The sequence below is a fragment of the Kitasatospora sp. NPDC057542 genome (genome assembly GCF_042801945.1).
Lineage (GTDB): Bacteria > Actinomycetota > Actinomycetes > Streptomycetales > Streptomycetaceae > Kitasatospora.
Genome location: NZ_JBHVFE010000003.1, coordinates 40,172 through 53,228 on the forward strand (window position 1 = coordinate 40,172; position 13,057 = coordinate 53,228).

Annotated in this window: 5 protein-coding genes and 1 pseudogene; 4 read left to right on the plus strand and 2 right to left on the minus strand. The window is 74.2% G+C overall.

Annotation, left to right across the window (positions count from 1 at the left end; genetic code table 11):
- Positions 1 to 11: 11 nt before the first annotated feature.
- Together ACFU7Y_RS00940 and ACFU7Y_RS00945 are read right to left on the minus strand one after the other, a co-directional pair.
- A complete protein-coding gene (locus ACFU7Y_RS00940) occupies positions 12 to 1,025 on the minus strand; it encodes a DNA cytosine methyltransferase (protein ID WP_224276221.1) in 1,014 nt (337 codons plus the stop codon).
- Positions 1,026 to 1,189: 164 nt separating this feature from the next.
- A complete protein-coding gene (locus tag ACFU7Y_RS00945) occupies positions 1,190 to 2,173 on the minus strand; it encodes a helix-turn-helix transcriptional regulator (RefSeq protein WP_224276223.1) in 984 nt (327 codons plus the stop codon).
- 336 nt (positions 2,174 to 2,509) lie between these two features.
- Between ACFU7Y_RS00945 and ACFU7Y_RS00950 the strand changes: the two genes are divergently transcribed.
- From ACFU7Y_RS00950 to ACFU7Y_RS00965, 4 genes and pseudogenes are all read left to right on the plus strand, one after another.
- Positions 2,510 to 3,835 (plus strand): IS256 family transposase, encoded by a 1,326-nt coding sequence (locus ACFU7Y_RS00950; protein ID WP_380765841.1) that lies wholly within the window; start codon positions 2,510 to 2,512, stop codon positions 3,833 to 3,835.
- Positions 3,836 to 4,020: 185 nt separating this feature from the next.
- Positions 4,021 to 4,179 (plus strand): hypothetical protein, encoded by a 159-nt coding sequence (locus ACFU7Y_RS00955; RefSeq protein WP_224276227.1) that lies wholly within the window; start codon positions 4,021 to 4,023, stop codon positions 4,177 to 4,179.
- A gap of 69 nt (positions 4,180 to 4,248) precedes the next feature.
- Positions 4,249 to 4,461, plus strand: a complete 213-nt coding sequence (locus tag ACFU7Y_RS00960; RefSeq protein ID WP_224276228.1) for an MbtH family protein — start codon at positions 4,249 to 4,251, stop codon at positions 4,459 to 4,461.
- Positions 4,462 to 5,126: 665 nt separating this feature from the next.
- Positions 5,127 to 13,052 (plus strand): annotated as a pseudogene (locus ACFU7Y_RS00965) (amino acid adenylation domain-containing protein); the annotation flags it as partial.
- Positions 13,053 to 13,057 lie beyond the last annotated feature (5 nt).

Below are 13,057 nucleotides of genomic sequence, written 5' to 3' on the forward strand. Positions count from 1 at the left end.
CGCTGCTCGGGTCACCGGCGACTCCACGGCGCGGGTACGGGCTGCCCCAACGCGGCCCGGATCGCCAGCCCGAGGGCCCGACCCACCGGGGGCGGCGTCGCATGGCCCACCTGACGGTAGCGGGCGGTCTTTCGACCGGCGAAGGACCAGTCGGCGGGGAACCCCTGCAACCGTGCCGCCTGTTCCACGGTCAGCGCCACCAGGCCCGTCCCATCGGGTGCGGGGTCCCAGGGATGATCCGGCCCGGGGACCGCGTCGGCGACGGTACCGCCGTTCACCCGCATGCGGGCCCAGGAACGCTTCGACCCACTGGGCCCGAGGTCCGCCCCGCCCCGGTTCCAGGAACCCCCGACCAGGGTCGGCGCGACCCGGGTGGCCTGTACCGCCCATGCGGCGGCGTGCGGCCAACCGCCCTCGGCCATCGAGGCCCCCAGCGCCTCGCCTACCGTGAGCGGCGGTTCGGCACCGCCGGCCGGAGGGACGAAGTCACGGATGGCGTCCCCCTTCAAGGCCACCAGGACCCCCTGCTTGCGGTCCTGGGGCACACCGTGTTCCATCGCGTTGACGACGAACCAGCGGTGCCGGTACCCAAGGTGTTCGAGCTCGGTCTCGACCTCCGAGCGGATGGATTCGTACGCGGGCTTGGAGGCCAACTCGGAGAGGTTCTCGATGAGCAGGGCACGCGGCTGCACGCCGTGCAGGAGCATGACCGTCGCATCGAGCAGCCGGAGTTCCTCCACGCTGTCCTCGCGCCTCACCGCGGCGCTCGCCTTCACCCGGGGCAGGCCGGCGGCCAGGAGGTCCACGTCGTAGCACTCCCGGTGCTCCTCCGGAACGAAGTCGAGGAGGTCGGCTTCGAGGACGTGCCAATCGGGGCGGTTCAGCCTCAGCGTCTCGCACGCCACCGGACGGTTGTCCAGGAGCAACACGGGGTCGAAACCCGCCTGTTCGAGACCGAGCACGAGGCCACCCGCACCGGCGCACACGGCGAGGCAGGTCAGACGGTCGAGATGGGACGTTTCCATGATCACCATTTGTGCTCGTCGGAAAACTCGGCAACGGCCGGGCCCTGAACACCGATGGCCGCATCTCCCCCCGATGGGAGTCGGCGGTCAGAATACGCACGGCACGGTGTCCGGGCCACGCTGCTGTCGCGCTCGGGCCGACGGGCCCCGGAGCGTCGGGGCCGTCAGAGTTCGTCGAGGGGTTCGTCGAGGACGCCCTGGCGGGCGATGATGTAGCCGAGGTGGCCTCGGCTGCGGCTGCCGAGGAGTTCGCTGGCCTTCTGGATGTGGCTGGAGACGGTGCGGGTGCTCATGCCGAGGCGGGAGGCGATGGCCTCGTCGGTGTAGCCGTTGACCATCAGGCGCAGGACGCTCTGGCGGGTTCGGGCGGTCAGCAGCCGGGGGCGGTGGTGGCCCTGCTGGTAGGTGACGGGCTCGGCGCGTTCCCACATCAGCTCGAAGATCTTGAGCAGGTACTCGACCAGCGGCGGGAACTGGATGAGCATCGCCGCGGCCTCGCGGTCGGCGCCGGCCGGGATGAAGGCGGTGGAGCGGTCGCAGATGATCACCCGGTCGAAGACCTCGTTCAGGGTGCGCACCTGGGCGCCCTGGGCGGTGACCTGCTCGATGTAGGCCAGCGTCGGGCCGTGCGAGCGCACGGTGTGCTGGTAGAGGGTGCGTTGGCGCACGCCGCGGCCGGCCAGGGCGAGGTCGCGCGGGAGCGCGCCGGCCAGTTGCTCGGGGGCGCGGCCGCCGCCCGGCTGGGCGGTGAGCAGCTCCTCGGAGCAGTCGGCGACGGCCTTCTCCAGCGCGGGGTTGATCTCCTCGCCGGCCAGCAGCCGGATCGGCAGCTTGGCCCGCCGCATGACGTCCCGGTAGGCGTGCTCGGCGGCGGTGAAGGAGGTGTGCAGCTCGGCGAGCCGCTCCTGGTGGGCCAGTACGGCGAGTTCGAGCGGCCGGGCCAGACCGGTGGCGGCGATGTCGGGCGGGACGGGGGCCAGTCGCTCGCCGGCGCCGGGCAGCGGGCGCAGCAGGCCCATCGCGAGCAGGCACTCCGGAGCCTCGCCCGTCGCCTCCCCCTCGGCCAGTGCCGTCCGGTAGAACTCGATGCCCCGGTCGCAGAGCTGCGGCGTTCCCCTTTCTGCGCAGTTGTCCTGGGTTGGGCACATCTGGGCATCCTTCTGGCTTCGGCATTGCGGTTTCACGAATGCTCGTACCGACTACCGCCAGGCATCCGAACCGGCAAGATGGAAGTGACTGCCTTTCGGAAGCCGCCCCCCAGGCTTCGACAGCCGTGAGTGTACGCCCAATGGACGCGGAAATCATCGGCTGACGGTAGTCGGACGTGCACGCAAGTGGGGGAGCCGATGGTGACGGTCACGAAAACCACGCACCCGGCAGCGGTGACCGGGGGGTTGCCGGCGCATCTCACCTGGCGTCCCGTCGGGACGTCCGGAGCGGGCGATCGGTGAATGGAACGGCCTACAGACGGAAGGCACCCCCAGTTGCGAGCTGATTCCGACCCGGCGGCACCATCCGCCGCCCTCGCCGGCCTGGTGGACCAGCGCCTGGTACGACAGTTGGCGGAGGCCGCCGCCGCGCAGGTCGGCTCCGGCGCGGTACGGCTGCTGGGCGACGGCGGGATCCTCCAGGCCTTCGCCAAGCAGCTGATCGAGGGCGCCCTGGAGCTCGAACTCCAGGAGCACCTGAGCGGTTCCGGCTCCGGTTCCGGTTCCGACGCCGGTTCCGGCTCCGGTTCCGGCACCAACAGCCGTAACGGCGCCCGGGCCAGACGGCTGCTCACCGAGATCGGTCCGGTCGAGGTGCGGGTGCCCCGGGACCGCGAGGGCAGCTTCACCCCCAAGGCCGTCCTCCCCCGGGCCCGTCGGCTGCCCGGGCTCGACCGGCTGGTGATCTCGCTGACCGCGCGGGGCCTCAGCTCGGGCGAGCTGGTGGCGCACCTGGCCGAGGTGTACGGCGTGGAGCTCAGCCGGGAGACCGTCTCGGCCATCACCGACCAGGTGCTCGACGAGCTCGCCGAGCGGCGCGGGCGGCATCTCGACCCGGTCTACCCGGTGGTCTTCGTCGACTCGGTGCGCAGCGGCCGTTCGGGCGGGCCGCTGGTGCACCTGGCGCTCGGGATCTCCGCCGAGGGCCGGCGCGAGGTGCTGGGCCTGTGGCCGGCCACGGACGGGGAGCAGTGGCCGCAGGTGCTGGCCGGGCTCGCCGAGCGCGGGGTGCGGGAGGTCTGGGTGCTGGTCGGCGGCACCGGTTCGGTGCTGGCCGAGGCGGCGGCCGAGCAGTGGCCGCACACGGTCGTGCACGGTTCGGTGGCACATCTGCTGCACGCTGCGCTGCGGCACGCGCCGGGCGAGGACTGGGGCGCGCTCTCCCGGGCGCTGCGCGAGACCTGTACGGCGCCCACCGAGGCCGCGGCGCTGGAGCGGCTGTCCCGGGCCGAGCGGGAGTGGGGGCCGAGCCACCGTGAGGTGTTCCGGGTGTGGCGGTCGGCCTGGCCGCTGCTGGCCCCCGGCTTCCGGTTCGGCCCCGAGGCGCGGCGGCTGCTGACGGGCGGGGGCGCGCTGGAGCGGCTGCACGCCCGGCTGCGCCGGATCGAGCAGGCCGCGGGCCGGGTGCAGGACGAACGGGCCGCGCTCAAGCGCGCCTATCTGGCGACGCTCGCCCTGGAGTCGCCGGCCGGGGCGGACCGGTCATGGGTCGAGGACTGGCCCGCCGTCCGGGAGGAGCTGCGCAGGGGCTCGTTCCGGCGTACCGGGGTGCCCGCCTCCTCGCTGCGATGTCCCCCGCGCCCGAGGAGTTCCCACCACTGATCTGACAGCGCCAGGTGCGGCTTGGATCATGTCTGTCTGCTTTTGACACGATCTGCCCAGGCTTCCGGTTCCCGCATTGCGTGTTCACGATCACAGCCAGAGCTTCCACGCGCGTTTGGGCCTTCGGCAGGATGCATTTCAGAGCGAAGAGGGCAGACCGCCCTCCTCAGGAAGAGGATTTCGCGATGCCAAGCCTTGCCGTCCGCGTCCACAAGACGCTCGGGATGCTCGCCGTTCTGCTGGTCGCCCTGGTGGGCCTCCAACTCCATGCCCAGCCGCACTTGTCCACGGTTTCCATCACCGCCCGCAACGCGCCCCTCGAAGACTCCGGCTGGGGTCCGTGAGCCGCGACTCCGGTTGCTCCCCGCTCCTCCCCCTCCTCGCATTGCCCTGACAACAGAGAGGAACCGACGATGGCGAACCCCTTCGAGGATGCCGAGGCCAGCTACCTCGTCCTGGTGAACGACGAGGGCCAGCACTCGCTGTGGCCGGCCTTCAGCCCGGTGCCCGCCGGCTGGCAGCAGGTGTTCGGTGCCGCCGGGCGGCAGGACTGCCTCGACTACGTCGAGCAGAACTGGCAGGACCTGCGGCCGAAGAGCCTGATCGCCCACCTGGCCGAGAGCTGACCGCCGCCACCGCACCCCGACCGTCGGACCGCTGACACCACCGCTTCCGCGCCGGCGTCCGCACCGGGCGGCCCCCACCCGGGCCGCACCTCCTCGGCATCGGACCGACCCGCGGCACGGAACGCAACAGCACCGAACCGACGCAACACGGCAGCTCAGCAGCACCGCGGCACAGCGGCACCGAACTGACGCAGCAGCAGCACAGCAGCACCGAACGCGACAGCGGGGATCCGCCGCTCGCCCGGCGCACCACCCGCCCGCCCGGCCGCCGCTCACCCGGCCGCCCCCGGTCGTCGACACACCGCACCACGGAGCCCGCCGACACCGCGTCACCACCCCATCGCAGCACCCCACCGCCGCGCGGCCGCACCGTCACGCCGCCGGCGCAGTCCCATGTCCGCCGTCTACGCGCGTGCATCGAACGGCACCGGCGCGCCACCACCCCCGGCACCGCAGCACCGCACCCACGCGCCGCACGGCCGTCACACGAAGCACACCACAGCACCACAGGACCGCAGCACCGCAGCACCGCAGCACCGCAGCACCGCAGCACCGCAAGACGACCGCAACATCGCTCCGCCGACCGCCGGGCTGACCGCCCCGAGGTCAACCCAGCAAGCCGCTCCCGCCACCGCGGGAGCCAGCCGCACGAGGGAGAGAGTCACATGTCCGGGGTCCAGCAGACGCACAGAGCCGAGCAGCGGCCGGAAGCGGCCGAGGTCCTGTGCCGACTGTTCGCGGAGGTGCTCGGCCGGGAGTCGGTCGACCCCGCGGCGGGCTTCTACGACCTGGGCGGCGACCAGCCCGCCGCCGAGCGGCTGCTGGCCCGCGTGCACGCCGAGTTCGGCGTCCGCCTGGAGCTGCCCGCCCTGTCCGACGCCCCCACCCCGGCAGCGCTGGCCGCCCGGCTGGCCGACTTGGCGCAGGCCCGTCCCGACGCCCGTCCGACCCTCACCGAGCTGGTCGACGCCCAGGTCGCCCGCACCCCGGACGCCCCCGCGCTGTACGCCGAGGGCACCACCCTCACGTACGCCGAGCTGGACGCCCGCGCCAACCGGCTGGCCCGGGTGCTGGCCGCCCGCGGCCTGGGCACCGAGGACGTCGTGGCACTGGCCCTGCCGAAGTCCCCCGAGGCGATCACCGCGATCCTCGCCGTCGCCAAGACCGGCGCCGCCTGGCTGCCCGCCGACCCGGCCTACCCGGCCGAGCGCCTGCGCCACATGCTGACCGACTCCCGCGCCGCCCTGGTGCTCACCACCGCCGAGGCCGCCGGACAGCTGCCCGGCACCGGCGCCCCCCGGCTGCTGCTCGACTCCGCCGAGCACCGGGCCGAGCTGGCCGCGCAGTCCGGGGACCGCTTCACCGCCGCCGAGCGGGTCCGCCCGGTGAGCGCCCTGAACACCGCGTACGTCATCTACACCTCCGGCTCCACCGGCGTGCCCAAGGGCGTGGCCGTCACCCACACCGGGCTGCCCAGCATGGTCGGCACCCAGGTCGCCGCCACCGGGGTCGGCCCCGGCAGCCGGGTGCTCCAGGCCTCCTCGCTCAGCTTCGACGTCTCGGTCTCCGACCTGTCCGTGGCGCTCACCACCGGCGCCGCCCTGGTGCTGCCGCGCGAGCAGAGCCAGCTGGTCGGCGAAGCGCTGGCCGCCCTGATCGACCAGTACGGCGTCACCCACGCCGATGTCGCCACCGCGATGATCTCCACCCTGCCCGACCTGCCGATGCCCTCGCTGCGCACCCTGATCGGCGGCGGCGAGGCGGTCTCCCGCGAGCTGGCCGCCCGCTGCGGCCGCGGCCGGCTGATGCTCAACAGCTACGGGCCCACCGAGGCCACCGTCATCGTCAGCATGAGCGGGCCGCTCACCGGCGAGGAGCAGCCCCCGATCGGCCGCCCCTGCCAGGACGTGCGCATCCACGTGCTGGACGAGCGGCTGCGCCCGGTCGAGCCGGGCACCGTGGGCGAGCTGTACCTCGCCGGCCCGCACCTGGCCCGCGGCTACCTGAACCGCCCGGGCCTGACCGCCGAGCGCTTCGTGGCCGACCCGTACGGTGCCCCCGGCGAGCGGATGTACCGCACCGGCGACCTCGGCAGCTACCGCCCGGACGGCCAGCTGGACTTCCTCGGCCGGGCCGACGACCAGGTGAAGATCCGCGGCTTCCGGGTGGAGCTCGGCGAGATCGAGCAGACCCTCTCCGCCCACCCCGAGGTGCGCCAGGCCGTGGTGCTGGTCCGCGAGGACCGCCCGGGCGAGCGCCGCCTGGTCGGCTACACCGTCGGCGCCGCCGACCCGGCCGAGCTGCGGGCGTACTGCGCGGAGCGGCTGCCCGACCACATGGTGCCCACCGTCGTGGTGCTCGACCGGCTGCCGCTCACGCCCAACGGCAAGGTGGACAAGCGCGCCCTGCCGGCGCCGGTGTTCGGCGCCGGCGAGGAGGACGGCCGGGCCCCCGCCGGGGAGCTGGAGCACACCCTGGTCCGGCTGTTCGGCGAGGTGCTGGGCCTGCCCCGGGTGGGCGTCACGGACTCCTTCTTCGAGCTCGGCGGCGACTCCATCGTGGCCATCCAGCTGGTCTCCCGGGCCCGGCACGCGGGCCTCCAGCTCACCCCGCGCGAGGTGTTCCTCGCCCCGACCGTCGAGGCGCTGGCGCAGATCGCCCGTCCGCTGGAGGGTCCGGTCGTCGTCGAGCCCGCCGGAGCCGGTCTCGGCGAGGTGCCCCCGACGCCCATCGTGCACTGGCTGGCCGCGCAGCACGGCACGGTCGAGAGCTTCTACCAGTCCACCCTGCTCACCCTGCCCGCCGGCACGACGCAGGAGCACCTGACCACCGCCGTCCAGGCCCTGCTCGACCACCACGACCTGTTCCGCGCCCGCACCTCCCCGCTCGCCGAGCGCCCCTGGACGCTGCACGTGCCCGAGCCCGGCACCGTCCCCGCCGACGGCGTGCTGCGCCGGGTCGAGGGCCGGGCCACCGCGGAGGCGCTGCGCGCCGAGACCGGGGCCGCCCGCGAGCGCCTGTCGCCCGAGGACGGCCGGATGCTCCAGGCCGTGCGTTTCGACGCCGGGCCCGAACTGCCCTCGCAGCTGCTGCTGGTGATCCACCACCTGGTGGTGGACGGCGTCACCTGGCGCATCGTCGAGGAGGACCTGCTCGGCGCGCTCGCCGCGCTGCGCGAGGGCCGCGCCGTCGGGCTCGCGCCGGTGCCGACCTCCTTCCGCCGCTGGGCCCAGCGCCTCACCGCCGAGGCGCAGACCGACCGCCGGGCCGCCGAACTCCCGCTCTGGGAGGCCGCGTTGGCCACCCCGGACCCGCTGCTCGGCGACCGCCCGCTGGACCCGGCGCAGGACACCTACGCCACCGAGGGCCTGCTGCGGCTGGTGCTGCCCGCCGAGACCACCCGGGCGCTGCTCACCAAGGTCACCGCCGCCTACCACGCCCAGGTCAACGACGTGCTGCTGACCGGGCTGGCGCTGGCCCTCGGCCACTGGCGCGGCCAGGAGACCACCGGGCCCGACGGCGCCGTGCTGGTCACCGTGGAGGGCCACGGCCGCGAGGAGATCGTCGAAGGCGTCGACCTGCACCGCACCGCCGGCTGGTTCACCTCCGTCTACCCCGTCCGGCTCGCCCCCGGGGCGCCGGCCTGGTCCGAGGTCACCGCGGCCGGCGCCGAACTCGGCCGGGCCCTCGGCCGGGTGAAGGAGCAGCTGCGCGCCGTCCCGGACAACGGCATCGGCTTCGGCCTGCTGCGCCACCTCAACCCGGACACAGCCGCCGTCCTCGACGGCTACGCGGACCCGCAGATCGAGTTCAACTACCTGGGCCGCTTCGCGCCCGAGGGCGTCACCGCCGAGGACGTGCTCGCCGGGACGGAGGCGATGACCGAGGGCGCCGCGACCGGCCTCGCGCTCGGCCGGGTGCTCGGCCTGGACGCCACCACCGTGGACACCCCGCAGGGCCCGCTGCTGGTCGCCCAGTGGTCCTACGCCACCGGGCTGCTCTCCGAGGAGCGGGTGCGCGCCTTCGCCGAGGCCTGGTTCGCCGCGCTGGGCGCGCTCGCCGAGCACGCCGAGCGGCCGGACGCGGGCGGGCACACCCCCTCCGACTTCCCGCTGGTCGCCGTCACCCAGGACGAGCTGGACGAGCTCGCCGCCCACCACGCCCCCGCCCGTCTGGTGGACGTCTGGCCCACCTCGCCGCTCCAGCAGGGCATGGCCTTCCACTCGGCGTACGACGCCGACGGCGCCGACGTCTACACCTCGGTCGTGACCTTCGACGTCACCGGCCCGCTGGACGCCGACCGGCTGCGCTCCGCCGCCGAGGCGCTGCTGACCCGCCAGCCGAACCTCAGGGCCGCGTTCCACCAGCGGCACGACGGCCCGCCCGTACAGGTCGTCCCGGACGGCGTCGACCTGCCCTTCACCGTCGTCGACCTGACCTCCCACGCCGACCCGCGGGCCCAGGCCGCGCGGATCGCCGCCGCCGAGTACGGCCGCCGCTTCGACCTCGACCGCCCGCCGCTGCTGCGCTACACCCTGCTCCGGCTCGCCCCCGAGCGCCACCAGCTGATCGCCTCCGCGCACCACATCCTGCTGGACGGCTGGTCCACCCCGCTGTTCGCCGAGGAACTGTGGGACCTGTACTTCGAACAGCCGATGGCCCCGGCGGCCCCGTACCGCGAGTACCTGCGCTGGATCACCCGGCGCGACGGCGCGGCCGCCCGCGCCGCCTGGGCCCAGGCGCTGGCCGGCGCCGACGAGCCCACCCTGCTCGCCCCCGGCCGCTCCGCCGCCACCCCGCAGCTGCCGCTGCGCCTGCACACCGGGCTCACCCCGGAGACCACCGAGGCGCTGTCCCGCACCGCCCGCCGCTACGGCGTCACCCTCAACACCCTGGTCCAGGCGGCCTGGGGCGTGCTGCTGGCCCGGCTCACCGGACGCGAGGACGTGCTGTTCGGCACCACCGTCTCCGGCCGGCCGCACGACCTGCCGGGCGTGGAGCGGATGATGGGCCTGCTCATCAACACCGTGCCGGTACGGGTGCGCCTGGACCAGGCGGAGAGCTGGGGCCGGCTGCTGCTGCGCCTGCAGCACGAGCAGTCCGCGCTGCTGGACCACCAGCACCTCAGCCTCACCGAGATCCAGCAACTCGCCGGAATGGGCAGCCTGTTCGACACCGTCACGGTGTACGGCAACTACCCGGACCCGTCCGCCCTGGACGACGCCGACCCGAGCGGCGCCACCCACGTCACCCTGGTCGAGGACGTCGACAGCGCCCACTACCCGCTGGTGCTGGCCCTCACCCCCGGCGACGGCCTCCAGCTGCGGCTGGACCACCAGCCGGACGCCTTCACCGCCGGCGAGGCCCGCGCCCTGCTGGACCGCTTCCTGGCCCTGCTCGACCGGATCGTCGCCGACCCGGCCGAACTCATCGGCACCGTCGAGGTGTTGACCGCGGCCGAGCGCGCCGAGCTGACCACAGAGTGGAGCGGCACCAGCACCCCGCTGCCGGAGGGCTCACTGCCCGAGCTGTTCGAGGCGCGGGCCGCCGCGACCCCGGACGCGGTCGCGCTCACCGCCGACGACGCCGAGCTGACCTACGCCCAGCTCAACGCCCGGGCCAACGGCCTGGCGCTGCGGCTGGTCGAGGCCGGGGTCGTCCGGGAGACGCCGGTCGCGCTGATGATCGACCGCTCGGCCGCCCAGGTGGTGGCGATCCTGGCCGTGCTCAAGGCCGGCGGCCTCTACGTGCCGCTGGACGACGCCCAGCCGACGGACCGGCTGCGGACCGTCCTCGCGGACGCCGGAGCCGAGCTGGTGCTGGCCGACGCCGCGCACCGCGAGCACCCCGCGCTGGACGGGCTGACGGTGCTCGCCCCGCAGGCCGAGGAGCACCCCGAGAACCTCGGACTGCCGCAGCACGCCGACCAGTTGGTGTACGTGATGCACACCTCCGGCTCGACCGGCGTGCCCAAGGGCATCGCCATCACCCACCGCGGGGTGGTGGACCTCGCGCTCGGTGGCCAGTTCACCGGCGGCGGCCACGAGCGGCTGCCCGTGCACGCGCCCTCCGCCTTCGACGCCTCCACCTACGAGATCTGGACCCCGCTGCTCTCCGGCGGCCAGCTGGTGATCGCCCCGGCCGGCCGGCTCGGCATCGCGGAGCTGGCGGCGGTGATCGGCCACGAGCGGACCACCTCCGCCTGGATCAGCGTCGGCCTCTTCAACGTGCTGGCCGCCGAGGCCCCGGAGACGTTCACCGGGCTGCACGAGGTGTGGACGGGCGGGGACATCGCCTCGCCGGTCGCCATGCGGCGGGTGCTGGACAGCTGCCCCGGGCTGCGGCTGATCAACGTCTACGGGCCGACCGAGACGACCACCTTCGCGACGCACTTCCCGATGACCTCGGCCGCCGAGGTGCCGAACATCGTGCCGATCGGCCGCCCGCTGCCCAACAACCGGCTGTACGTGCTGGACTCCGGGCTGCGCCCGGTGCCGGTCGGTGTGCCCGGCGAGCTGTACATCGGCGGCTCCGGCCTGGCCCGCGGCTACGTCCGCCGTCCCGGCCTGACCTCCGAGCGCTTCGTGGCCTGCCCGTTCGGCGAGCCCGGCGGCCGGATGTACCGCACCGGCGACGTGGTGCGCTGGACCCCCAGCGGCGAACTGGAGTTCGTCGGCCGAGCGGACGACCAGGTCAAGCTGCGCGGCTTCCGGATCGAACTCGGCGAGGTGGAGGCGGCGTTCACCGCCCACCCGGCGGTCGGCCAGGTCTGCGTGGCGGTCCGCCAGGACCAGCCGGGCGACAAGCGCCTGGTCGCGTACGTCACCGGCGAGGTACGGGCCGACGAGCTGCGCGGCTTCGTCACCGACCGGCTGCCCGGCTACATGCTGCCGGCCGCCATCGTCGTCCTCGACGAGCTGCCGGTGAACCCCAACGGCAAGGTGGACCGCAAGGCCCTGCCCGCGCCCGACTACAACGGCGCCGACGGCGGGCGCGAGCCGCGCAACGCCACCGAGCAGGCCCTGTGCGAGCTGTTCGCCGAGGTCCTCGGGCTCACCCGGATCAGCATCGACGACAACTTCTTCGACCGCGGCGGGCACTCGCTGCTCGCCACCAGGCTGGTCAGCCGCATCCGCGCCGGCCTCGGCGCCGAGCTGCCGATCCGCACGCTCTTCGACAACCCGACGGTGGCCCTGCTCACCGCCGCACTGCCCGACTCCACGGCGGCCCGCCCGGCCCTGCGCCCGGCCGAGCGGCCGGAGCGCTTGCCGCTCTCCTCCGCCCAGCAGCGCCTGTGGTTCATCGAGCAGTTCGAGGGGCCGAGCGCGCTCTACAACACCCCCGTCGCGGTCCGGCTCACCGGCGCCGTCGACGTCCCCGCCCTGGAGCAGGCGGTCCGGGACGTGGTGCGGCGGCACGAGGTGCTGCGCACCGTCTTCCCGACCACCGACGGACAGCCGCACCAGGTGGTCGCCGAGGCCGAGGAGTCGTCCCTGCGCCAGGTGTGGGTGGCCGACGAGGCGCAGCTGCGGACCGCGCTGGTCGCGGCCGGCGAGGAGGTCTTCGACCTCGCCCACGACCTGCCGGTGCGCGCCACCCTGCTGTCGCTGCCGCACGACGAGCACGTCCTGCTGGTCCTGATGCACCACATCGCCAGCGACGGCTGGTCGGTCGCCCCGCTCTTCCGCGACCTCGCCGAGGCGTACGAGGCCCGCCGCACCGGCACCACGCCCACCCGGGCACCGCTGCCGGTGCAGTACGCCGACTACACCCTCTGGCAGCGCGAACTGCTCGGCACCGACGAGCGGCCCAGCGCCCTGCTGACCGACCAACTCGCCTACTGGCAGCGCACCCTGGCCGACGCCCCGGAGGAGCTGGCGCTGCCCTACGACCGTCCGCGCCCGGCCGTACCAGGGCACCGGGGCGGCCTGGTGGAGGTCGCCGTCGGCGCCGAACTTCACGGCAGGCTCGGCGAGTTGGCGGCAGCGCAGAACGCCAGCCTGTTCATGGCGCTGCAGGCCGCGGTCGCCACCCTCTACACCCGCCTCGGCGCCGGCACCGACCTGCCGCTCGGCACCCCCGTCGCCGGCCGCACCGACGAGGCCCTCGACGACCTGGTCGGCTTCTTCGTCAACACCCTGCTGCTGCGCACCGACACCTCCGGCGACCCCACCTTCCGGGAGCTGCTCGACCGGGTCCGGCGCACCGACCTGGACGCCTACGACCACCAGGACATCCCCTTCGAGCGCCTGGTCGAACACCTCAACCCGACCCGCACCCCCGCCCGCCACCCGCTCTTCCAGACCCTGGTGGCGCTGGAGAGCCGGGTCACGGTGCCGGCCGCGTTCGGCGACCTGGGCTGCGCGGAGCACCCCTTCGAGCTGGACGTGGCCAAGTTCGACCTGTCCTTCCGCTTCACCGAGCAGGGCCCGCAGGCGGGCCTGACGGTGGCGGTCGAGTACGCGGCCGACCTCTTCGACCACGCCACCGTGGCCGCCCTCGGCGAGCGCCTGCTGCGGGTGCTGCGCGCCGCCGTGGCCGCCCCGGACGCGCCGATCGGCGGCATCGAGATCCTCGACCCGGCCGAGCGCGAGCA

What these genes read in the sequence shown, in the direction of transcription:
- ACFU7Y_RS00940 (WP_224276221.1), bottom strand. Translation starts at nt 1,025, where the DNA reads ATGGAAACGTCCCATCTCGACCGTCTGACCTGCCTCGCCGTGTGCGCC.
- ACFU7Y_RS00945 (WP_224276223.1), bottom strand. Translation starts at nt 2,173, where the DNA reads ATGTGCCCAACCCAGGACAACTGCGCAGAAAGGGGAACGCCGCAGCTC.
- ACFU7Y_RS00955 (WP_224276227.1), top strand. Translation starts at nt 4,021, where the DNA reads ATGCCAAGCCTTGCCGTCCGCGTCCACAAGACGCTCGGGATGCTCGCC.
- ACFU7Y_RS00960 (WP_224276228.1), top strand. Translation starts at nt 4,249, where the DNA reads ATGGCGAACCCCTTCGAGGATGCCGAGGCCAGCTACCTCGTCCTGGTG.